Annotated in this window: 21 protein-coding genes; 15 read left to right on the top strand and 6 right to left on the bottom strand. The window is 57.5% G+C overall.

Annotated features, from left to right (window positions below; translation table 11 throughout):
* Positions 1 to 151: 151 nt before the first annotated feature.
* From BSU04_RS24725 to BSU04_RS24710, 4 genes are all read right to left on the bottom strand, one after another.
* Positions 152 to 1,648, bottom strand: a complete 1,497-nt coding sequence (locus BSU04_RS24725) for a DEAD/DEAH box helicase (protein ID WP_089163043.1) — start codon at positions 1,646 to 1,648, stop codon at positions 152 to 154.
* 311 nt (positions 1,649 to 1,959) lie between these two features.
* Positions 1,960 to 2,580, bottom strand: coding sequence for a PAQR family membrane homeostasis protein TrhA (trhA, locus tag BSU04_RS24720; protein WP_089163042.1), 621 nt, complete (start codon positions 2,578 to 2,580; stop codon positions 1,960 to 1,962).
* Positions 2,581 to 2,851: 271 nt separating this feature from the next.
* A complete protein-coding gene (locus tag BSU04_RS24715) occupies positions 2,852 to 4,150 on the bottom strand; it encodes a c-type cytochrome (protein WP_089163041.1) in 1,299 nt (432 codons plus the stop codon).
* A gap of 21 nt (positions 4,151 to 4,171) precedes the next feature.
* Positions 4,172 to 4,933: a c-type cytochrome gene (locus tag BSU04_RS24710; protein ID WP_089163040.1), complete on the bottom strand. Its 762-nt coding sequence runs from the start codon at positions 4,931 to 4,933 to the stop codon at positions 4,172 to 4,174.
* A 443-nt stretch (positions 4,934 to 5,376) separates the two neighbouring features.
* On the opposite strand from BSU04_RS24710, the gene BSU04_RS24705 reads away from it, so the two are divergent.
* Positions 5,377 to 6,312 carry a CopD family protein gene (locus BSU04_RS24705; RefSeq protein WP_089163039.1) on the top strand — a complete coding sequence of 312 codons (936 nt, stop codon included), beginning with the start codon at positions 5,377 to 5,379 and terminating at the stop codon, positions 6,310 to 6,312.
* 61 nt (positions 6,313 to 6,373) lie between these two features.
* Here the strand turns inward: BSU04_RS24705 and BSU04_RS24700 are convergent, their stop codons facing one another.
* On the bottom strand, positions 6,374 to 6,679 hold the full coding sequence (locus BSU04_RS24700) for a hypothetical protein (protein ID WP_089163038.1): 306 nt from the start codon (positions 6,677 to 6,679) through the stop codon (positions 6,374 to 6,376).
* 302 nt (positions 6,680 to 6,981) lie between these two features.
* Positions 6,982 to 8,130 (bottom strand): galactonate dehydratase, encoded by a 1,149-nt coding sequence (gene dgoD, locus BSU04_RS24695; protein WP_031359553.1) that lies wholly within the window; start codon positions 8,128 to 8,130, stop codon positions 6,982 to 6,984.
* Between the two features lie 143 nt (positions 8,131 to 8,273).
* On the opposite strand from dgoD, the gene BSU04_RS24690 reads away from it, so the two are divergent.
* From BSU04_RS24690 to BSU04_RS24625, 14 genes are all read left to right on the top strand, one after another.
* Positions 8,274 to 8,981 (top strand): FadR/GntR family transcriptional regulator, encoded by a 708-nt coding sequence (locus BSU04_RS24690; protein WP_089163037.1) that lies wholly within the window; start codon positions 8,274 to 8,276, stop codon positions 8,979 to 8,981.
* A gap of 174 nt (positions 8,982 to 9,155) precedes the next feature.
* A complete protein-coding gene (locus BSU04_RS24685) occupies positions 9,156 to 10,211 on the top strand; it encodes a DedA family protein/thiosulfate sulfurtransferase GlpE (RefSeq protein ID WP_089163036.1) in 1,056 nt (351 codons plus the stop codon).
* Between the two features lie 56 nt (positions 10,212 to 10,267).
* Complete coding sequence (locus BSU04_RS24680) at positions 10,268 to 11,200, top strand: alpha/beta fold hydrolase (protein WP_089163035.1); 933 nt, start codon at positions 10,268 to 10,270, stop codon at positions 11,198 to 11,200.
* A 282-nt stretch (positions 11,201 to 11,482) separates the two neighbouring features.
* Positions 11,483 to 11,980 (top strand): very short patch repair endonuclease, encoded by a 498-nt coding sequence (locus BSU04_RS24675; RefSeq protein ID WP_306427223.1) that lies wholly within the window; start codon positions 11,483 to 11,485, stop codon positions 11,978 to 11,980.
* 379 nt (positions 11,981 to 12,359) lie between these two features.
* Positions 12,360 to 12,740: a PAAR domain-containing protein gene (locus BSU04_RS46605; RefSeq protein WP_179258430.1), complete on the top strand. Its 381-nt coding sequence runs from the start codon at positions 12,360 to 12,362 to the stop codon at positions 12,738 to 12,740.
* Positions 12,733 to 13,554, top strand: coding sequence for a PAAR domain-containing protein (locus tag BSU04_RS24665; protein ID WP_089163033.1), 822 nt, complete (start codon positions 12,733 to 12,735; stop codon positions 13,552 to 13,554). Before BSU04_RS46605 ends, BSU04_RS24665 begins: the two co-directional genes overlap by 8 nt.
* A 42-nt stretch (positions 13,555 to 13,596) precedes the next feature.
* Positions 13,597 to 13,842 (top strand): hypothetical protein, encoded by a 246-nt coding sequence (locus tag BSU04_RS24660; protein ID WP_089163032.1) that lies wholly within the window; start codon positions 13,597 to 13,599, stop codon positions 13,840 to 13,842.
* A gap of 80 nt (positions 13,843 to 13,922) precedes the next feature.
* Positions 13,923 to 14,435, top strand: coding sequence for a hypothetical protein (locus BSU04_RS45670; RefSeq protein WP_144021341.1), 513 nt, complete (start codon positions 13,923 to 13,925; stop codon positions 14,433 to 14,435).
* Between the two features lie 121 nt (positions 14,436 to 14,556).
* The gene (locus BSU04_RS24655) at positions 14,557 to 14,829 is read left to right on the top strand and encodes a type II toxin-antitoxin system TacA family antitoxin (protein ID WP_089163031.1); all 273 of its coding nucleotides are present in this window, start codon (positions 14,557 to 14,559) and stop codon (positions 14,827 to 14,829) included.
* 232 nt (positions 14,830 to 15,061) lie between these two features.
* Positions 15,062 to 15,538 (top strand): hypothetical protein, encoded by a 477-nt coding sequence (locus BSU04_RS24650; protein WP_089163030.1) that lies wholly within the window; start codon positions 15,062 to 15,064, stop codon positions 15,536 to 15,538.
* 1,263 nt (positions 15,539 to 16,801) lie between these two features.
* Positions 16,802 to 19,063: an HsdM family class I SAM-dependent methyltransferase gene (locus BSU04_RS24640; RefSeq protein WP_089163028.1), complete on the top strand. Its 2,262-nt coding sequence runs from the start codon at positions 16,802 to 16,804 to the stop codon at positions 19,061 to 19,063.
* A complete protein-coding gene (locus BSU04_RS24635; protein ID WP_144021340.1) occupies positions 19,060 to 20,556 on the top strand; it encodes a hypothetical protein in 1,497 nt (498 codons plus the stop codon). Before BSU04_RS24640 ends, BSU04_RS24635 begins: the two co-directional genes overlap by 4 nt.
* A 299-nt stretch (positions 20,557 to 20,855) precedes the next feature.
* Positions 20,856 to 21,569, top strand: coding sequence for a hypothetical protein (locus BSU04_RS24630; protein WP_144021339.1), 714 nt, complete (start codon positions 20,856 to 20,858; stop codon positions 21,567 to 21,569).
* A gap of 113 nt (positions 21,570 to 21,682) precedes the next feature.
* The gene (locus BSU04_RS24625; protein WP_089163025.1) at positions 21,683 to 22,465 is read left to right on the top strand and encodes a hypothetical protein; all 783 of its coding nucleotides are present in this window, start codon (positions 21,683 to 21,685) and stop codon (positions 22,463 to 22,465) included.
* Positions 22,466 to 23,303: the final 838 nt, after the last annotated feature.

Genomic DNA, 23,303 nt, shown 5'->3' with positions numbered 1-23,303 from the left:
CTCCGCTTCGAGTGCGATGTGGGATGGGTGCACCGCAAAAGCATCTGACTTTCCGCCAGCATCGCACGGCTAAAGCCAGCCTCGCTCGCCACCCTCCCTCAAAGCGCAGAAGAAGGCACAGGCGAACGTCCCACCCACACCATCTTTCTAGTTAACGCCCGCGTTGTCCCGTGCGGGGCGTATCGCGTCGACCTGCACCGCCGCCGCCTTCACTGCGCGGCTTGCCGCCGAGCAGCGCGCCGCCAGCCGGACGTGAGCCTTCTGGTTTGCGTGGCGCGGCGCCATTGCCGCCGGTTTTCGCCGCGACAGGTTTTGGCGAGCGCGAACCGTAGCCTCCGCCGCTGCCGCCATTACCGCCGCCGCCATTACCGCTACCAGCCGGCTTGGCCGACGGCCGACCGCCGCCGTTCGATTGCTTCGGCGCACCCTGACGCGGCGACCCTTGACCTTGCCTTGCACCGCCGCCGCCTTGGCCGCGTCGGAGAATCGGTTCAGGCTTCTGCGTCAGATCCGGTTCAAAACCCGCGATGACTTCCTGCGGAATCGGCCGCTTGATCAGGCGTTCGATGTCCTTCAGCAACTGATGTTCATCGACGCAAACCAGCGACAGCGCCTCACCCGTCGCACCGGCACGCCCGGTACGGCCGATCCGGTGAACATAATCCTCGGGCACGTTCGGCAAATCGAAGTTGACGACGTGCGGCAACTGGTCGATATCGATACCGCGCGCCGCAATATCCGTCGCCACCAGTACCTGCAGCGTGTTGTCCTTGAACTCGGCCAACGCACGCGTACGTGCCGACTGGCTCTTGTTGCCGTGAATGGCCAGCGCGCTGATGCCGTCCTTCGTCAACTGCTCGGCGAGCCGATTCGCGCCATGCTTCGTGCGCGTGAAGACCAGCACCTGGAACCAGTTGTTCTTCTGGATCAAATGCGTGAGCAACTCGCGCTTCTTGTCGCGATCCACCGGGTGAATCTTCTGCGCGATAGCTTCAACGGTCGAATTCCGACGCGCCACTTCAATCAGCGCCGGACGGTCGAGCAGGCTGTCCGCAAGCGTCTTGATTTCTTCGGAGAAGGTAGCCGAGAACAGCAGGTTCTGGCGCTTCGGCGGCAACTTGGCGAGCACGCGCTTGATGTCGTGGATAAAGCCCATGTCGAGCATGCGGTCCGCTTCGTCGAGCACGAGAATTTCGAGCTTCGACAAATCGATGGTCCTCTGCTGCATGTGATCGAGCAACCGTCCCGGTGTTGCCACGACAATATCCACGCCGCGCCGCAGCGCATCGATTTGCGGGTTGATGCCCACGCCGCCGAACATCACGGTCGATTTCAATTTCAAATACTTACCGTAGCCGCGCACGCTTTCTTCCACCTGGGCGGCGAGTTCGCGGGTGGGAGTGAGGATCAGCGCGCGGACCGGGCGCTTGGCACCGGCCAAAGGCGCGGGTGCTTCGGACAAACGCTGCAGGATAGGCAGCGTGAACCCGGCCGTCTTGCCGGTGCCGGTTTGCGCGCCTGCGAGCAGGTCACCGCCATTCAGCACAGCCGGAATGGCCTGCAACTGGATGGGGGTAGGGATGGTGTAGCCGAGTTCGTTGACAGCGCGAAGCAAGGGTTCGGACAAGCCGAGGGAATCAAAAGACATAAGTGTTCACAGATTCGGTATGACGACCGGCGCTTTTCGCTTAGAGCCCCAAAAGGCCTGAAGCCCCAAAAAAAGGCGGCTCGCACAACTAGGTGCGTGCGTACGACGATCGAGGAAATCGGGCGGCATGACGTTCGGGGCGCTTGCTCGAAGTACACGCTACGAGCGCCGGGAAAGTTGCCGCGAAGATCAACGCGCTATCAAGACACGCTGACTGGCGTTAAGTTGCATTTGAAACGCCGTAAAACGCTTCGCGTCAGGCATTGGGTGCCGATCAGGGCAGGCTCATGCTACGTACTCATGCAACATAATTAAGCAACGTAGCGTGCAATGCTGACGAATTGACACAAGCTGCCGCCCAACACGAACAGGTGCCAGATGCCATGTCCATGCCGGATGCGCTCGTCGTTGATGAAAAAGTAAATGCCGGCGCTGTAGATCAAACCGCCGGCCAGCAGCCACGCCGTGCCGGCGGGCGGTAGAGCCGAAACGAGAGGACGGATGGCTACGAGCGCGAGCCAGCCCATCATCACGTAAATCACCATCGATACGCTGCGGGTTCGACGCCCGAGCGTGAGTTCCTGAACGATGCCAAGAGCGGCGAGCCCCCAGCTTACGCCGAATAACGACCAGCCCCACGGGCCGCGCAGCGTGACGAGCGTGAACGGTGTGTAGCTTCCCGCGATCAGCAAGTAAATGGCCGAATGATCGCATTTTTGCAATACCGCCTTGGCCCGCGGACTGCGGACCCAGTGGTACAGCGTGGAAATTGTGTAGAGCACAAGCAGCATGGCGCCGTACACCGCAAAGCTGACGATCTTGTACGGGTCGCGTTCCATCGCGGCCATGGTGACGAGCGTAGCAACCCCTGCCGCCGACAGCACCGTGCCGACGAGATGGGTAACGCTGTTGAACCGTTCACCAATGTGCATCGACCATCCTCATCGCGTTATTGCAATCCTGTCTGCAACGCCGCGCTTTCTGCTTTAAGAGATGTTGAGACCGGAGCAAAACGGCGCAATCCGGCAAACCGACTCGGGCATTTTATCGCCCTTGAGGTCGACCTGGCCTGCCTGGCCACGCTCCAGCTTATTCGTGCTCAAAAAACACGAAGGGCGCAGCCCCGGTTTCGAGGCCTGCGCCCTGCTTGCGCCTTTCAGCGCATTTTACTCTACCTGCGGAAAACCCTGCTTTAAACAGTTGTCAGTCCAGCGGCGCCGAACGCAGGTTGCTGACTTGTTGCGGCGACACCGGCGTACCGTGGTTGCCCCACGACATACGAATGTACGTCACTACCGCAGCCACTTCCGTATCGGACAGCGATTGCGCGAACGGCGGCATGCCATACGGATGCGGGTTGCCTTCCGTGCTCGGCGGATAACCGCCATTGAGCACCATGCGGATCGGGTTCACGGCTGACTGCATCTGGATGGACTGGTTCGTGGCAAGCGGCGGGTAGGCCGGCGGTTTGCCGAGACCGTTTTCCGCGTGACACTTCGCGCAGTTTTCCGTGTAGATCTTCTTGCCCTGTTGCAGCAATTCCGACCCGAACTGCGCCGATGTTTCAAACTGCATCGTTTCCGGCGCTTCGCCCTTTTGCGGGATCGACTTCAGGAACGTCGACATGGCGTTGATGTCCGCGTCCGTCATGTACTGCAAGCTGTTGTGGACCACTTCGGCCATCGGGCCAAACACGGCACCGCGTTCCGACACGCCCGTCTTCAGCAACGCGTTGATGTCCTTGATGTCCCAGTCGCCGAGGCCGGCTTCCTTATTCGACGTCAACGACGGTGCGTACCAGTTCTGCAGCGGGATCAAGCCGCCGCCGAACGCTGCCGAGCTGACCGGGCCGCCCAGCGGGTTGATCGATGTATGGCACATGCTGCAATGGCCAAGCCCTTCGATCAGGTATGCACCGCGGTTCCACTCAACCGACTTGGTGGGATCCGGCTTGAATTCACCTTCACTGAAGAACAGCACGCGCCAGCCAATCAGCATGTTGCGCTGGTTGAACGGGAAGCGCAGTTCGTGCGGACGGCTGGCTACATTGACCGGGGGCACCGAGCGCATGTACGCGAACATGGCGTCCGAGTCGGCGCGTGTCACCTTGGTATAAGCCGTGAACGGCATGGCCGGGTACAGCAGGCTGCCGTCTTTCGAGCGACCGAGATGGATCGACCGGTAGAAATCTTCCGACGTCCACTTGCCAATACCGTACTGGTCGTCCGGCGTGATGTTCGGCGTGTAGAGCGTGCCAAACGGCGTGAGCATGGGCAGGCCGCCGGCAAACGTCTTGCCGCCGCGAACCGTGTGGCAGGCAATGCAGTCACCGGCACGCGCCAGATATTCACCGCGTTTGATCAACTCGGTCTGGTCGGCGGGCACTGCGGCGACGGCGCCGCCCGAGTGGAAGGTGTCGCCACCCGACCAGAGTGCGGCAGCGGCTGCTGCGGCCGTAATTACAACGACAGCCGAAAGTGCGAACAGGGACTTGCGTTTCATATTCTTCTCGCTCCTCGCGCCTTATTGCGGTTCGCTGCCGCAGGCGAGCGGCGTTTTGCGCGAGCCTGCGGGCGCGGGTACCGGATTAGCCGGTGCGGTTTGCGTGGACAGCCAGGCGGCGACAGAGGTCACGTCGTCGTCGGTCAGGCGGGTGGCGATCTGTTGCATGCAGTCAGGTGCTATTGCGTGGCGCGAGCCCGCACGCCAGGCGCCAAGCTGCGCGCTGATGTAGTCGGAGTGCAACCCCACGAGACCTGGAATAGCCGGTTGCATACCCGTCAGGTTCGCGCCGTGGCACGCCGCGCAGGCGGGAATCCCGCGCCCTGCGTCGCCGTTCAGCACGATTTGCTGGCCTTTCGACAACGTGGACGCCGACACAGTCGGCTTGGCCGGTTGCGGATACGGCGGACGTTGTTGCGAGAAATACGTGGCGATCTGATGAAGGTAGTCGTCCGAGAGATACGTGACGAGGTAGTTCATTGGCGGATACTTCCGACGACCTTCGCGGAAGTTCTGCAACTGGTTGTACAAGTAGTCAGCCGGCTTGCCGGCAAGACGCGGGAAATAGTCGTTGTCCGTGCCTTCGCCGTGGACGCCGTGACATGCCGTGCAACCCTGAACACGCGCTGCCATGGTGTCCGGCGCCATGGGCTGGGCGGCGGCTTGAGCGGGCGCCGGGGCTTCTGCTGCGCCGGCCAGGCTGGCGCAGCCGATCAGCGCCATAGCCATTAGCGGGGCGAGCAACGGACGAAAAATGCGTCTTGAAGACACGCGACACTCCATGAATTTCGAGGACCTGCCGAGCTTCGTTCGGCCCGGTGCGAATATGTGGTGAACCATTGCCACATTGGCTCTGGGAGCCCGTGATGCGACGCGGCATTCTATCATCGTTGCCTGATGATGACTATTTGAGCATCACCCTGTTGGGCCGCACTTTCAACGTGTACGCGACAATTTGCCGCGCGACGGATCGACAGGGGTTTTTGACCATGCGTAACAATTAATGGCCGACGGTATTGAACAAAGTATCGACGCGTTTTGCGGGGTTGGGCGGCGGTTTTGTGCGGCACGGATGCCGTTGAGCCATGGTGCATTCGTTGTGCCCGTTCCGCTAGACTCGCGTTCCTGGCCCCATGCGGTTTGTTTGTTTCTTTTGTTTCTTCCTCGAACCCTTCAATGCATTCCTTGTTTGCTTTCAGCCTGAATTTCTTCGTCAAGGCGTCTTCATGAGTGACGATCCGCTGTGGTTCGCTCAAGTCCTCATTGCCGCGATTGCTGACATCGCGTTTGCCTGCACGCTCGGCGGGGCGTTCCTGAGCGTGTGGTTATCGAAGGAAAACGCGGCTGCGCCTGTTTCCCCCGCGCGTCTCGGCTGGGTGAAGGCGCGGCGGCTCGCCACGGGCGGCGCGGTCGTGCTCGCGGTGGCAGATCTTGTGCTGGTCTGGCTGCAGGCAGCGTCGATGAGCGGAGCGCCTCTCTTTCAGGCCTTCGATGCCGTCGTCACCGTTGTGACGGGCACGCACGCCGGCGTGGGCTGGACGATCGCGTTCGCCGGCAGCGTGCTGTTGATCGTTGCTACATCGTTAGCCAATCCGAGGGGCGGACCGCGAGTCGGGCTGTTCGCGATCGGCGCACTCGTGGCGGCGGCGGGCAAGGCGTCGATAGGACATGCCGCCGATGCCGGCGCGTTTTCTCTCGCCGAAGGCGTGCAGACGGTTCATCTGCTGGCGACGGCCGTGTGGGGCGGGTTGGTCATCGCGAGCGCGTGGCGAGTGCTGCCGGCGCTGGGGACATCGCTTGCTCGAGCGTCCTTGATTCGTATTTCCGGGAAGGTTTCCACGGCGGCGGTGGTTGCCGTATCGCTGGTGATTCTTACCGGGATATATAACGCGTGGCGCGGGCTGGGCGGATCGGCGGAAGCGCTCGAAACGAGCGGGTGGGGCCACGCGCTGGTCGTGAAGGGGGTGCTTATTGCGACCGCGTTGCTACTCGGCGCGATGAACCGGTGGTCCGTGATGCCGCGATTGCAGCGCACTGCATCGACCGTCGATGCGCACACGTTCACCGGCGTGATGCGGATGGAAGCGTTGCTAATTGTGGGGGTGTTTGTCGCGGCCGCCGTGCTGTCGCACAGCGTGCCGGGTTTTTCTGCGATGGGGTAGTCGGGCTGCCCGAGGGTTACATGAGTCCAGCTACCTGACTCGGGCTGCCTGCTGCCGATACTTACTCGTAGCCCAGTTTGTGACTCACGATCGGTGCGCAGAACAGTGCCAGCGCGCAGCCGATCACCTTACCCTCAAGCTCGATGAGCGCGCGGTGCGACATGGGCGACGAGACCATTACATCGAGGAGTTGAGGCAAGCAAAACAGCACGGCCGCGCCTATAAAGCAGCGCGTCACCGTCGACATGCGCCAGCCGTGCTGGGCGCCCATGACGGCACCGATCACGCGCAGCACGCCGAACAAAACCAAGGCGCCGACGGCCATCTGCGTGCGGACGAATTCATCTGGAAGGGTGTAGTAATACATGCTGGACTCTCTAGCTTGGTCGTTGCGCTCTTCCCGGGCGCTGGGTCGAAACAAACACACGTACGCCAGATAATGCAAGACGCGGGCCAGGCGTCGTCACCGCATGCAAAGCCTTGCGGCACAAGGGTTTCGTGTGCCGAGAGGAAGCTATTTTCAATGTTGTAACCGTTGGCGGATTCAGCTTGCCGTTACCTCGATTACGTAACATGGGTGACGTCGCCGAGACGGAATTCCCGCCTCAACGACGCTATTCTACGATGCCTTCCGCTTCTGCATAGTGCGGTGCAGCGCAATTCTTCATATCACCACTCTGCAACGCTGCCGTCCGCGTGACGCCACACCGGATTGCGCCAGCGATGCCCAACCTTCGCCATCTCGCGCACCTTCTCCTCGTTCACCTCGATGCCCAAGCCTGGCCCTTGCGGAATCATCACCATGCCGTCCTCGTATTTGAAGACTTCCGGGTTCTTGATGTAATCGAGGAGGTCGTTGCCCTTGTTGTAGTGAATCCCGAGGCTTTGCTCCTGGATGAAAGCGTTGTAGCTGACCGCATCGATTTGCAGGCAGGTCGCGAGCGCAATGGGCCCGAGCGGGCAATGGAGGGCGAGGGCGACGTCGTAGGCTTCGGCCATCGAAGCAATCTTGCGGCACTCCGTGATCCCGCCCGCGTGCGACGCGTCCGGCTGGATGATGTCCACATAACCGCCGGCCAGGATGTGCTTGAAGTCCCAGCGCGAGTACAAACGCTCGCCGAGCGCGATCGGCGTGCTCGTCTGGTTCACGATGTCGCGTAACGCCTCAACGTTCTCCGACAGCACCGGCTCTTCGATAAACAGCAGCTTGAACGGGTCGAGCTCCTTCGCGAGCACCTTCGCCATCGGCTTGTGCACGCGGCCGTGGAAGTCCACGCCGATGCCAATATTCGGTCCCACCGCCTCACGCACCGCCGCCACGTTGTTGATGACGGCCTGGACTTTGTCGAAGGTATCGATGATCTGAAGTTCTTCCGAACCGTTCATCTTCACCGCCTTGAAACCACGGTCCACGACGGCGCGTGCGTTGTTCGCAACATCGCTCGGGCGGTCGCCGCCGATCCACGAATACACCTTGATCCGGTCGCGGACCTGGCCGCCGAGCAGCGCGTGAATGGGCACGCCGTGGTGCTTGCCCTTGATGTCCCACAGCGCCTGGTCGACGCCCGCAATCGCGCTCATGCCGATCGGGCCGCCGCGATAAAACCCCGCGCGATACATGACCTGCCAATGGTCTTCGATCAGCAGCGGGTCCTTGCCGATCAGATAGTCCGACAGCTCATCGACTGCCGCCGCGACCGTGTGCGCGCGGCCTTCGACCACCGGTTCACCCCAGCCGACGATGCCTTCATCTGTCGTGATCTTCAGGAAGCACCAGCGCGGCGGAACGATAAAAGTCTCGAGTTTGGTGATTTTCATGCTGGCGTCTCCTGATTTTTACAGTGAGTGGGGAACGAGGGTTTCTATGCTATCAAAAATCCGTTTGGTGTGTATATTAATAGTACTATTAGACGGAAACCCTTGTCGGGGAAGGGTCCGTATAATCGCGTGGTTTCGATTGCTTGGCGACAATCTTAGGAAAGGGGAAGGATATCCAGCAAGATCTGCACGGACGCGTGGCGTACGACCTTGGCACCGAGATTTTGCGCGGCGATTTTCCGCCTGCGTCTACGCTGCCGCGCGAAGCCGAACTGATGGAGCGTTTTGGCGTCAGCCGGACCGTGTTGCGCGAGGCGTTGCGCACGCTGACATCGAAAGGATTGATTGAATCGCGGCCGAAGATTGGCACGCGCGTGCGGCCTCGGCAGGCCTGGAATCTTCTCGACGCCGACGTTCTCGAATGGTATTCGCGCGTCGCCAAGCCGCTGCAGTTCGCGATCAAGCTGCAGGAAATGCGCGAGATGATCGAGCCGTATGCGGCTGCGTTGGCTGCTGCGAATCATGATGACGACGCGTTGGCGCGCCTCAACGATGCGCACCGGGCGATGCTGGATGCTCGCAATGTCGATGAATGGGTTCGTGCCGATCTGCGGTTTCATCTGAGCGTGTTGAATGCGTGCAGCAATGAATTGCTGGTGCCGCTCGGGACATTGATCGAGCGCACGCTTGAGGCGCAGTTGCGGTTGAATGCGCGGCGGGCGGAGGTTTTCAACGCATCGATGGCGGAACATACGGCCGTTTTCGATGCCATCGTCGCGCGGAATTCGGCGGCGGCGCGTGACGCGATGGGCGGTTTGCTGGGGGTGACGCGGGCGCGAATTGAGGGGTAGGGCGGAGAAAATCGACGTTCGGTCCGTTCGGCGATATTTTCATTTTCGCGATAAAGTTGCGGGTCCGAGCGCTGTTTTGATTGGTTTCTCCGGCTTGTCCGGCTTGTCCGGCTTGTCCGGTTTGTCCGTTCTATCTGACACGCGGCGCTGCGCATCGTCCCGAAGGAGCCCGAATTGCCGCACGTCCCGATTTCCGTTGTGTCGTCGTGGGGCGCGTGGGCCGTGTTCGTCAGCGTGCTCGCCACCCAACTTGGCGTCCCCATTCCCGCTGCACCCATGCTGGTGCTGGCCGGCACGTTAGTCGCGGCGGGGCTGGCTTCGTTCTGGCATATGTTGGCGGCCGCGGTCATTGCGGTGATCATCGCCGATTCGCTTTGGTTCGCTGCCGGGCGTTTGTATGGCCGGCGGTTTCTGAACTCGCTCGTGCGGTTTTCTCTTTCCCTCGATACCACTTTGCGTACCGCCCGGCATTGGTTCGAGCGATTCGGCGTGCCTTTGTTGGCGCTCTCTAAATTCGTGCCGGGATTGGGATTGGTGTCGTCGCCGTTGCTGGGCACGACGCTGATCGATGTGCGGGTTTTCGTGTTCTGGGATCTGGTGGGCGCGACGCTTTGGGCGTCGGCGTGGATGCTTGGCGGCGCGATCTTGAAGGCCGAAGTCGCGCAACTGCTGATGTTCGTGAGGACATATGGGCTCACCGCGCTCGATGTGCTCGGGATGGCTGCAGGCGCGTTTTTGGCGTACCGGTGGGTGCGTCGCCTGCAGTTTCGTCGATGGCTCGCGAAGTATCGGATCTCGCCCGAACAACTCGATGAAATGATGCGGTCTGACGCACCGCCCGTTATTTTCGATGCCCGGCCGGAAGAGGTGAGGAGGAAGGAGGCGCATCGGATTGCAGGCGCGATTCCGCTGGATTTGCAGTCGTCAGGGAAAGTCGATGAGATGTTTCAGGAACACGAAGTCGTGGTGTATTGCGTGTGTCCGAATGAAGCGACGGCGAAGCAGATCGTGCGGCAGTTGAAAGCGAAGGGGTTTCGGAATGTGCGGCCGCTGAAGGGCGGGTTGGACGCTTGGGAGAAGAAGGGGTTTCCGGTGGAGGCGATTCCTTTTGATTCTTTACGGACGGCTGGGTCGTTGGATTCGGAGTCTTCTTCATCCTCTTCGCTCGATGATGACGATGATAGGAGCATGGGCGATATGGTTACTGTTCGGGCTACGGCGCCGGAGTGAGGTTTTGCTGCGGGGTTTTGTTTTTCGCGGTATTTCGTTAATCGGAGTTGCAACGGATGAAGCTGTTGGACGGGGTGGATTCCTCGCAACTTTTTGGCCTGCCAGAACCGGATATCGCCACGCTTGATGATGGTTTGCAAATTCCCTTTGTACAGACCGGGCACGAGCATCATGAGGTGATGCTGTTCGTGCATGGCTCGCTTTGTGACTTTCGATACTGGAAGCCGCAGTTAGGGCCGCTTGCCAAGCAGTATCGATGTGTCGCGCCGAGTCTTTCGCATTATTGGCCTTCGGGGGTGTTGGGGTTTGGTGCAATGGCTGGTGGATCAAGGCAGTTTAGCTGGGACGCGCATGTTGATGAGTTGGGGCGGTTTATCGAGCTCTTGGGCGTTGGGGCGGTTCATGTTGTCGGGCACTCGCGGGGTGGGTGTGTTGCGTTTCATTTGGCCGTGAGGTATCCGGAGCTGGTGAAATCGTTGGTGCTTGCTGATCCGGGTGGGGCGGTGGCTCGGTCTGGTGATGATGGGAGAGCGCGGACGGTGCTGCCGGCGCCGATTAATGCGCTGCGGGCGAAGGCGGCGGAGTTGATTGGTAGCGGGGAGGTTGATGCGGGGTTGGAGCTTTTTGTGGATTCGGTGAGTCGGCCGGGTTTTTGGGCGAGGAGTCCGAAGGAGTTCAAGGCGATGGCGATGGATAACGCGAACACGTTGGCGCTGCAGTTCAGAGATCCGTTGCCGGCCTACGACGCGCATTCAGCGGCGAGGGTGCAATGCCCTGCGTTGCTAATCGATGGGGAGAAGAGTCCGCGGATGTTTCGGGATGCGGTGGGAGCGCTGGAAGGTTGGATCGAAGGAGCGCGGAGAGTGACGATTGAAGGCGCTTCGCATGGGATGAATGTCACGCATGCGGGCGTTTTCAACAGGTTGACCGTGGGCGCGTTTAGTGCAGGACAAGTAGTGGTTGCCACTAAAGCCAACGAATCGAACTAGTCACCTCAACGCCATTGAATCGGACAGTGTTCGATTGTGACGTGAACGGTACCAAATAGCGTTTTCGCCCAGTGCATCGATCAAGCGTAGTCACAAGTATAGGTGCTTCGAGTACCGAGACTAGACGGTCACTTCATGACATGGCCCTCGCCGCAGTGGGTCGCTTCTTGGGTGGTTGTACCGAGCAATCGTACCCCCGGTCAACGAAGCTCTTGAACCCACAGCACCACCCCTGCACGATACAATCTGACAGCGTGGGGTGGCGGACAGTAGCGCTAAGTGATGGGACCTATGGACACTTCGACTCCCCTCGAGCGTAGTGAACGAATGGCGCGTATCAAAGCCAAACACACCAAGCCTGAGCGCACCGTCCGCAGCCTCGTTCATCGAATGGGGTTCCGGTATCGGTTGCATGGGAAGAGTCTGCCAGGGTGTCCCGATTTGGTATTCGCGCGAAGGCGCAAGGTGATATTCGTCCACGGCTGCTTTTGGCATATGCACGAGGGTTGCCGCTTAGCGCGCTTGCCCAAGTCGCGGCTCGATTTTTGGCAACCGAAACTCGGCGCGAACGCCAAGCGGGATAAAGACGTCGAGCGGCGATTGGCTGAGCTCGACTGGAGGGTAATGATTGTTTGTCCAGGAGACAATTTTCATTTTCCAATAACCTGGCGACGGACGTCGATCGTCCCTTCAACACCGGCGCTGTCGCCTAGCGTTACCCGCGCAAAAGCCGATTTGAATTCCGCAATAAGCGGGTGCCGTGCGCGGCCCGCTGAGTAACCTGTTTCCGAACCTGCATCACTTCAGCGCACGACTGGAAGTGCTCCGCACACGCGAGGCGACGCATGAACTACTGCGACTGCGCACTTGGCGGCTGGAGGGTTTCAATAACAAGAGCGTATGACATAGCCAGCAACAAAAATAGGCGAGCGCGCCGCCATCAGGACTGGCTTCTCTGACGTACTTAGCCGCACAGGTCGAAAGTCGGAAGAGATCAGCATAAAAAGGGTCATTTTTTGTCGCGACAAGGACTGCGCATCAGTCCATCCGCTTGAAGGCCGCCCGTTCCTGATCATTCTTGACAAATAATTTTGTGAACGATGGTTATGCTGAGAAACGTAGCGCGTAGTCGCTGCATCCATTCACTTAGGAGACTTGAATGCCTGAACAGAAGAACACCGAAACGACCTACCTTTTTGTAACCATAGGCTCACGCACTAAGGACGGAGGACATGTCACGCGGGTATCAACGAAGGCGGAATACAAAGTATTGGCCTTGGCCCGTGTGGGCGATATCGTCACATACGCCGATGGCAGCGAGGCTTGCATTATTGACGGCGCGGGGTTCGCTGCTGCTTGGGAAGACAAGCCGTTCGCGCTGGTCGGTTCTCGGCTAAGCAACGGCGACACGATCGCGGAAACATTGCAGGATGGATTCGGCATCACGGTTCGAGAGGGCGAACTAATTCCCGGCCTGTTCGATCCCGCCTATACGCTGCCGCCGATTGCCGACACGAACAGTGGGACCATCCATGCGTAAGGCGGCAGTTCGGCATGCTGATCCGACTACGACGGGCGGTTTTGTTATGGCTTACTCATCGACGTTTCACGATGACGGGAAGAAGATCGCCCTGAGCGGCGATGAGACGACCTGCGGTAACTGCAAGGGCGCATTCAAGATATATGGCACTGGCAAAGGAATATCGGAAAAAGGACGCGACGCTGTTCTCGACGGCGATCCCGTGCTGTGCCCCTGCGGAAAGAATTGGGTTATCGTGGGCAAGAACCCGGGAATCTTCCTCACCACGGATGAAGGATCGGCGGTCGCGAGGACTGCGGCGGGAGGCTTCAGCGGTGCTTCAACTCTGGCCTCGTCAGCGCGCGTTGCCGACGATGACAATTCAGAAGGAATCTATCCAGCCCCTGTACCCGATGCAAAGCCCAAAACAGACTGCTCCTATCTCGACGGTTCGAAAGCTCGCATTGACGCGCCAGCTGACTTATACAAGCACGTAAACCACGTCACGGTAAGCCCTGGCAAACAGACTACCTTCGACTTTCCCGGCGGTGGGGCAGGTGCTGCAACTCAGTACGACGCTACCGTAATCGGTCGTCCGGTCAGTATTTACGTGCCCGCGCAGACTCCGGCGCAAGGCTACGGCATACCCGGTCAGAAAGAGATCGCGAAGGCGCTTGAAGCCGTTCCGCCGCAGCAGTACAAAGACTTGGACAGGGTTTCGCTTAATGCCTTGCCTAACCCTCGGGATGTGCTCTGGCAGGAAGAATACGGCGATTGGTCATTCTCATCAGCCGCGACCGCCAATATTAAACAGGGTGTTGCGTTTTTTCCGTGAAAAGGCTGGTCAACTTTTCCACAGCGATACGTCGATAGCACGATGCTGCATGAAACGGGACATCTGTGGAGCGAAGCTTTGTGGAGCGATCCTGCAAAGAAACAGGACTGGCAGGACGCTATGACGAGCGATGGGCAGGCACCATCGCAATACGCGAGAAACAACATGACTGAAGACTTTGCGGAGTCTGCCAACATGTATTGGTCGAGCAAAGGAACGCCGTGCGAGACGGACGGGCGCAAGCGCTATCGTGCTCGATACGAATACTTCGACAAGATCGCACAGTGACGGTCAATCGCCGCATCTCACTTAGCCTCTGTATCGCCGCCATTGCGTGCGGCTGCATTTCTACGTCTGGAGCGACAGAGATGGCAAAGCAATTTCCACGCGGTGCGCAAGAGCCTTCCGCCCCGCACCCCGGGTCGATCGCATTCAAATATTCGTGGAATCAAAGCACGGAAATTAAGGACGCGTCCAAGTATCCGGAAGACTTCATTTTCCGTTGTGCTGATGCGAACGGGGAGCGAACAGATCGCGCGCACGCAGCGTGGTGTATCCCTCTAGTTGAAGTTGAAACTGTTTCTGTTGACGAGAACGGAAAACCGGTCGCTCCGAAAGAGGCCGATTCCGTGTCGATATCAGAGTATGGCCCGGGACATACTTTTATCGAGCATACGCAATCGGTTCCACACCTGAAGCGTCAGCGTGAGCTAGATAGGCAGCAGCGAACTCCTCCGCCCGAGGCGGCCAAGTCGCCATCATCTCCACAATCATTCACTCCTCATCGGTCGAACTACACGCTCGCGGACTATCAACAACCGCTGACGGACGTGCAAATGAGTTGGTGGGCAAGAGTTAAAACTTGGCTCGGGCTTGCTTAGATCCAATATGGAGCATAAGCCTCGCCGCGTAACGAACAGCGAACGGTGCTCTGAGGAAATAAAGAGGTTCCCCTGAACCTACTATGCGTAGCTGTTGTGCATACATATAAAGGAAGAGCCCATGCGTGACGCTTCCATCGATTTACGTGTGCTGCCGGAGCAGCGCGACTTGTTCGACCATGCAGCAAATCCGATGGGCAAGAATCGCACGGACTTAGTGCCCGAAGTTGCGCGCGAACGCGCGAAAGCCAGGGTGGCGGATCAGGTTTTTTTCAGCGTGAACGAAAATAGGTTGTGGCTATTCACTGAGTTGCTCGATGCACCACAGGGTGCCAATCGAGGTTTAGAGCGTTTGATGGCCGTCAAGCCCTTGTGGGACACGGGCAAGGGGTGAGCGTCAAGCCGCAACCAAACAAAAAGCCGCTACTTCTTTCGAAGCAGCGGCTTTCTTTACAACTTGGTGGCGAATCAGGGAGGGCAACCCACCCGGGGCGATTCGCCAACGAAATCAATCGCTTGGCGCTAGCAAGCCAGAATTTCGTATGAAGGAAAACGGCTCACTGATAGTATCACAGCCAGGGCAATACAAACTGTCTACTAAGAGCGCATAGTCGCTGGAGATGTCCATGAACATGCAGCCGCAGCAGAATCCGAAACCGAGCAGTCCGCAGGGGAGCGACGATCAGGTGAAAAGCTCCTCGGTTTCATCGAAATCGGTTCGCTTCGTCAAACGGAGGGGGCGGGCGTTGGTTCAGCTTTTCGCTAAGGCTAACTGGATGAACAACGTCGCAATAGGATTTTTATTCGTCGCGTTGTTGGGGATATTGTTCGCGCATCCGACCGCAAACAGTTTATCGACCTATCTGCGAGTGATCTCAGTTCTAACGGGATTCAGTGGTTTCCTGACCGCCAACTCTTACCTGTCAAAAAACGCTGGTTCCCCAGAGCAGCAAGGTGGAGACAAGCGTCTTGCTATCGCCTTGGCTAGTCTGACCGTCTTCTTCTCACTTATATCTTTCATCCCATGGCAGCAGGCAGGCGCTTCACAGCCCCAGTGTCAGCTTCAAAATAAGGGCCAAAACAGCTCCGCACAAGGCAACTAAAGCGATCGCATTGTATCTATCGAAGCGAAATTTTTTGATCACATTTTTTTGCACGATGATCTCCTTTTCATGGTGCTTGATTCCTTGGAAGTGGTTGCCATTGCGATAGGCTCTTCCATCGCACGAGTGCGTTTTGGTGCAGGACTTGCGCAACCTATTTAGTCGATCGCGCGGGCAGCCGCAATGCCGTTTGTCGGAAATGCCGCCCTGGGTTGAAGGTGGCGAGCATTTGTGTCGTCATGGGATTGATAGGTGGCTTGGCGCCGCAGGAGGTTGAGGGATGGCATGGCTAATATCGGCGCATGATCCGTTGGCGCGATCGACGCCGAGCTGTAATCGGCCGACCAGCTTGATTTTCTCATCGCGTTCTTCGTCGCCTGCTTTCATCTGCGGGGCTGGCGAAGACTCGGGCGTCGACGCCGAGCACCTGAACACGCTGGTTCGGGAGAGCGTCGAACTGCGCATGCGCCGGGACATCGAAAACGGCTTCAAGCATGCCATTTGGACAGGGAGTCGTTTTACGATCCATTCTTTTTGGTTGTGCGCGAGCACGTGCCGGCTTCATAGCTTTCGAACCTATGGCACGCAAACGCGTGTTGGTCAATCGTGCGAAAGACAGCAAACTCGATTGGTCGAACTCACTGGCCGCTGCATTTCAATATGGGATGCCTTCTAGGGCGAAACGCTTTGCCTTTGGACTCCGAGAGCCTTTGACTCTCGCAGCATGGCCGAAGGTGCCCGCGCGCGCAAGGCATCGTCGCCGGGGGGCGCGAGCGAAGCCGCCGAAATGAGGCGAGCCCTACCGAGATGGCGGAGCTGTGCGACTCGCGTATGCCCTTCGGGTGGCCAGCTTGCTCGGCAGAATGTAGAGGTGTTTTAAAAGCTCGGCGATGAAATCCCTGAGTTGTTCCGCATCCCCCGTGGAAACATCCTCCTCCAAGTCGGTGTGCGCCGATATTTCCGACATACCGCACCTCCTTCGCCCAGCTTGATTCAATGGATAAGCGCAAGTCAGATCGCGCGATGCTCCTGCCGTCTCGTGGATGGCATGGATATCCAGTGGTTCCAGAAGCGGTGGTTCCGCAAGCCGGGGGCACGGACACGCGCTGTCATCAGGCCCGAGCGATCGCCCCCAGCCTCGATTTAGCGTAAAAAATTTCTGGGTGTGCTCTGTGCGCAAGCGGCAGCGCGTAAAATTCGCTGCTTTGCATCGCACGACTGACCCGCGGGACGGCTCCGCCCCACTTCCAGAGAACATTGCCAATGGTTTCACACGAATACTCTTCTTTCGCTGACGCACGCGCCGATTTCGACCGCGCCCACGAGGGCAAGAGCCAAACGCCATGCATCGTCCCCGTCGACGGCAAGAGCGCAAAACCGGCTCGCATACGCAATGCGGCTGGCGAGCCCATCGAAGAGTATTTCAAATGGCAGTTTGTCAACTCAATGGTTTTCAGCGGGCTGTATTCCAAAGACTACATTGGAGTGGAAATTAGGTTCCCCAAAGGGAGCGCCGGGTCGCACCCACTGAAAATCGATGCCGCGATCTTCGATAGCCCGGAGTGGGTCGAGCATTACAGCTCCTTTTGGAAAAGCCGCGACGCTCGACATATTGAATGGTTGAGCGATCATCTTCTCGCGATTGTCGAGTTCAAGAAAAACGACAAGGATGTGGACAAGGTGTTCGTGGGGCAGATCAAGCCTGCCATGCGCGAAAAGGAACCCGGCGAATCCAATGTTCTCGGCATTTATTACGATTTCTCGCGGCTTTTTATATTCCAGCGCCGGAACGGACGCTACATCCGCTACGATGAATCAAAGAATCAGAAGGGAGACGCAAGCGCGATCGGCGATCTTTCGTTGCATCTGCCCGATCCTTACGTCTACCTGCCCTCTTTTGATGAGCTAAAAGAGACCGTTAATCGCCCCGCAGAATATGATCGCTCAGCGAGGTCGTTAGCTCAACTTTCGCTGGTGACTTCCATCGCCTCAGCGCAGATCCAGTTGGCATTCTCCGAAGTTCTTCGGGCTTTAGACCGCGGCGGCCTTGTCAATCAACGAGGGTATTCGATACTCATCCAAGTATTCGCTCTGAAGATTTTTGATGAAAAGAGGAATGCGCATTTCCCGCAACGCAATCTTGATTTCTATGTCTCGCCCGATGAACGAAGCTTCGCGAAACTGTCGGAGAAGCCGATCCAGGAATTCATCAAACGGATCAAGGCATTGCGCGACGCTGCGGCGGTGGACTATCGCAAAATATTGAAGCAAGAAGAGCTGAACTGGAAGGACGCCAACCACGTTCGGGCGGCCGTCGCGATATGCGAGGCGTTCCAAGACTACTCCTTCGTCAAGTCAGCCAAGAGTGATCTTTATCAGCTTGTCTTTTATAATTTTGCCAATTCATTCAAGCGAGACGATGCGGCTCAATTCTTGACGCCCATTCCCGTTATCGATTTCATCGTAAAGTTAGTGAATCCACGCAGCGCCGACAAAGTCATCGACCCATGTTGTGGCATTGGCGATTTTTTGTCATTAGCATTCGTGCATTCAAGAGAGAAAGCGCCGGGGTGGGGATTGGACGACGCCAATATATACGGCGTCGACCTGGATGCGAACATGATCAGCTTGGCGACCTTGAACATGCTTTTGAATGGGGACGGAGAGGCCAAGCTGTTCGAACGCTCAGATAAAGGCTCGATTCTCTCAAAAGTTGCGCTGCCCGCCGAAGGGAGCGGGGCAGCGGAGCTCGTCGAACTTGACCCAGGCATGCACAAAGGCGGCAAATGGGACGAGTGGAGCGACGGAACCGAGTTGGTCAAGTTCGACGTTGTGCTGACCAATCCGCCTTTTGGCGACGACCGAGCGTATCGTCCAAAAACCGAATTCGACAAAAGGGTGATCGAGCTCTACGAAACCTGGGGGATGGCTCGAGAGCGCAAGGCGGGACCCGAGGACGCGGAGGGCCAGCAGAAAAAGACATCCGCGAAACCAGGCGACGCGCTTGATCTCGGGGTGGTCTTTCTTGAAAACGCGTATCGCATATTGAAAGACGACGGCCGGCTCGGGATAGTGTTATCGAATTCAATTGCTTCGATCAACAAATATGCGCAAATACGGCATTGGCTGATGAGCAAAATGCGAATCGTCGCATTGTTTGATCTACCTTCCAATGTGTTCGCGGAGACTGGCGTCAACACAAGCATCATCATTGCCTACAAACCCAAAAAAGCGGCATTGAAAAAGCTCAATGAAGCCGGATACAGCGTGTTTGTGAGGGATATCAAACAGGTCGGTTATGAGCGTCGGACGAGCAAGCGCAACGTTTTTTTCAATCCGATCTACAAAATAGATGAAGAGTCTTTCGAAATCATGGTCGATCGCGATGGGCGCCCCGTATTGGACGAGGAGTTCACTCAGACGGTGGCCGATTTTCAGGGTTGGGCGCTGGGCCAGGAGGAGATGGTTGGAAAGCTTTTCGTGAGCGAAGGGAAGAAGCAGGGCGCGGCAAAGGGGGGGAAATGAGCGAAGACCTTTTGGTCGTTCCTGCGACGATACAGTCAGGAGCCATGGCTGCGAACAATTGGTCATTCTCCGCTGGAATGTATCAAACGGTGGAGATGCCAAATCCCAATTGCAGATTGGTGAGCGAGCTCATCGATGGCTATCAGATTGGGTCAGACCCAGGATCTGTATCATACATGCGCGTCTCCCCGGCCTATCTTATCCGGACCAAAGCACTGCAAGACCACACCTGTTTGCTTTCTCCGAAAGGCGGATCTTTCGTCCCATTGAACCCCCGTGCTTTGCCTGACGTGGTTCTTAAGAAGGGTGATATCTTGTTGGCGAAGGACTCAAACGTGGGCGCCTGCTCGATCGTCACCGAAGATATGCCGAACCATTCGATCAGCGGCGGCATCGTGCGCTTGATTCCGCGAGCAGATGTTGATCGCCACTATCTTTTTGCGTTTCTGAAGCATCCAATTCTCAAAACTCAACTTTTCAGCATGGTTCCGCGCGGCGCAACGATCGCACACGCAAAAACTCTTTGGCTCAATTGCAAGATACCCTTCCCGGCGCAGCCCGATGCGGAGAACGTTATCCGCTACGTGAGCGCGCTGAGTCGCGCAATCATTGAAAAAGAACTGGCGATTCGACGGCGCAATCAGGAAATCGACGACACCATAGAGAAAGAAATGGCGAGTAAGCAATCGCCCGAGACGTTCGTATATTCGGAGCCATCGTCGCACGACATCCGAGTTTTAGGGCGGCTGGATGCTGCAATTTACAGCTCGGATTACAAGGAAAAGATATGGCCAGTATTGAATTACACGAAGGGGTATGAGACGCCAAGCTCCGCCGGCTTCACGGTCACGCCGGGGCCGAGCCTGGAAATCAAACTTTTGGGGACTCGGTTGGATTCCGATGTCCAGAGGCCGGGTTTCTACACACTGTTGATCCCCGCGAACATCTCGGAATGGGGGACGATGTCGAGGATCGCATGGCTCGGGACCAAGAAAAAATTGGCGTTGCTGCGCAAGGGGGATGTTCTCATCGGGGAGGCCGGGTTTCAAAAGGGGCGCTCAATCGTTCTGATTGATGCCCCCGAGTTTGCCACGACTAATGCCCACGGCCTTTATTTGCGCCGAGAAGACGAAGATATCGTCGAATCAATCTATTTCCGTTGCATTTTTAACTGGTATAGATCGCAAGGCCTTATAGATTTGATGGCAGTCGGAGGAAGCGGAGGGCACTTCTCGCCGGAATATTTCGAGTTTGTGCTCATCCCGAAATTTCCAAGAACCATGCGAGAAAAGATTGCTCGTCTCTACCACTGTCCAGCGGTCGACATCGCAACGGGTCTGCGAGCGGATCAGCTTGTCGAGGCGCACGCGGAAAGAAACTCGAATTTGGGCATCTGGGAGCTTGATACGGATCTGCAAAAGCTTCGTGCCAGCATGGCAGACATTCAACACGCCATCATTCACGGGCAAAGCGTGAAAATTGATGCGTATTAAGCCAAAGTAACGCCCACGGCCTGCGACCGCGGGATGCACGCCGGCTCTCGAATTAAAGCGGAGAGGGAGTTCAACGTCAAAATGGTCGCCACTGCGCCGGATTGGCGCAGTGGCGTTTGCGTTGCTTGCTAGACAGGCCGCCGGCAGAGATTGCCCCCCGATGGGGTCGACCGCGCTGCCCTGAGGGGCGCCGCTTGGATAACAAGAGATGATCCGCACTTTTGTGGGTGGGTGCGATATAGTCGCCTGCCGCCCAGCTAGGGCGCTTCACGGATTAAAGTGCGAATGTGGGAGGCAGAGTGTGGTCGCAAATAACGGCGGTTGTGCTAAAAAACCCGGGGCCGGCCATCGCAGCCTTGGCCGGTTTGGCAGCAGCGATGATTGCCGCGTGCGTCGCGATCTTTACGCAAAGCCGCATGCTTAAGATTGCCAGGGCCAATCTCAAACATTCGCAGGAAGTCTTGACCGAGCAGCGGACTGCCAACGCGCGGGCTGCGGCATCGTTGCTTGTGGACAAGCGCCCCAAATGGATTGATGACTTAAACGCCGAGATGGCGATTCATCTCTCTCAGTCCAAAACCATTATTTGGAAATGGGATGCCGTGCGACGAACGCATAGTGAAATCTTCAATGATCAAATCATCCCAATCGAAGAGCGCGACAGAAAGCTTGATGAGCTGAGAAGGGGATTTGCGAAAGGGAACAGCGAACGAGAGACGGAAAATGGCCAGCGATCGAGTCATCTTCGCCTGATCCTTCGCACAAATTCGCCCGCTCAAGGCGGAATTTTGTGCGACTTCTTGGACGAGACGCGCAAGGTGGTTCTTAGCGCTCAGGGTGTCAAGACCCCATCAGAGGGGCGTCTGCTCATGCAGCAGTTCGAGGTATTGAGCCATCGGGTTGAAAAGCTCACCAGTGACGTTGTCCTTAGCGAACTTTCTCGAATCCAAGATGCCATTGTTAATCCGGATGAAGCTATGTCGAAATTCCGTCGATCAGGGCCGCAGGCTTGATTATCTTGGATAGTTGGCAAGAACGGACCGTGGTGGGCGAGTTAAAATGCGTGTCCATTATGTTTTGATGGGCCTGGAATCTAACCTAACATTTGCTTAGCCGCTTTGCGTCCATGAACCCCGCACTAATATCAACTCGGCAGCGTGCTTACTTCAACCCTCTAACGTCGACCATATTGTTCGCCGATGGCCTTCAGCCGCAGGACATCGCCGACTTTATTGGATACTCTTTTGAGGACGCTGAGCTGATTGGCTTGGCGGGGGCGCCAGAAGGGTCGGTCGTTACCGTCTCGACCAAAGGCCCAACAGAAGACGAGCCTGGTTATGACGATCCTCCGGCCAAAATCGAACAGGTGCCGGCGGGCCTAGTGTTAACAGTAAAGAATCCGGCCTATATTTCCAAGAAAAACGAGATCGTGGTTTACCGAAGCTCGGAAGATTCGCTAGCTTTATACATAAAGCTTATAGACTTCAACAAGAATTTCGGTTTTTCCGGGGTCGGCGCGCTCATGGTTCGATCGATGGTCGATACTATCGGCAAAATATCTTCCGGCCCGACGTTTGATCGCCTGCGTTTGATGGCAGCCGGGGGACGGTCTTGGGGCGATCGTGAGCGGACGGCTGAGGGCGCCGCGCAAGACCGGTGGATTGGGTTTAACGTCTGGCCCAAAATGGGTTTCGACATGGATCTCCACGAAAAGACCCGTGAGATGCTTCCTTATTTTGAGAAATATCCGAAAAAACTGAGGGATTGCGAGACGGTCCAGAATGTGCTAGCGTTGGTGGAAGGTGGAAAAGATTTTTGGCTTACGGTGGGCGACGGCTGGTATATGGAATTTAGCCTTGTCCACCCGGAAGCAAAAGAGTGGCTTAACAGGTATCTTGCGGAGGTCTGAGATGATTATCCATTTCAAACCCAGGAGCTTCGGCAAACTTTCGGCGGCTCTGAAAGCGGCAGCGAGTGTTTGGAGCGGGAATGAACCAACGGTTGTTGTGCGATCCCCTCAGCAAGCTCGAGGCGAACGGATCGTGAGGCGGCCAAGCGCCCCAGTTTTCAGGCCACGCAAGCTGTCGGCTGCGGATCAGCAGAAGGCGATCGACGCGCTGTCGAAAAGCGGAAAGCGATTTGCCGAGATTGACTCGTAATCGCTGTCCGCCCTCCTACTCGAAAAAAGGCCCGCAGGGCCTTTTTTCATATCAACTTTGAGTCTCAAGAACGCCGGGCAAGCTTGTCGTCTGTCAGCCTGATGTGGTTGCCGGCCCGAGCCTGCTCCGGTGCCGTAGGCGTTTCCGACATGCGTCGAATGCGACGAGAACCGCAAAGAGGCAGGCGAGTGCGCTTCGTGGCTTTGCGTTTAGCCCTGTGCGTCGGTGTTGTCCGAGATCCCCGCTCCGTCGGACGCGTGAACGGTGTAACGGTGGTTGGGACGGGTTGGCCGGTTGTTTCGTCGAGCAACCCGAAAGCGGCGTCCATAGGGGCCAATATGCCGGTTTTCATGCGATCACTCGCAGCCCTTGGGTGCCGGGGCTCCCATCGGGGGACGGCTGGCGCCAGCAATTAATATGAGCGACCTGCGAATAAATAGCAAGCGGCCGTTCTTCTACGAGCGGACTGAAAAACGCCAAGTCGGAGAGCTGGCCAGCAACCGCACGGCGCTCAAATGAGGCACTCCATCGGCGGGTTATCCCAAAAACCGAGTGATAATGCCCCCCAGAACAGTGGGCGGAGCGGCG

This window comes from Caballeronia sordidicola, from assembly GCF_002220365.1.
Classification (GTDB): domain Bacteria; phylum Pseudomonadota; class Gammaproteobacteria; order Burkholderiales; family Burkholderiaceae; genus Caballeronia; species Caballeronia sordidicola_C.
The sequence above is the reverse complement of the archived record's forward strand: the minus strand, read 5'-3'. Positions and strand labels throughout refer to the sequence as shown.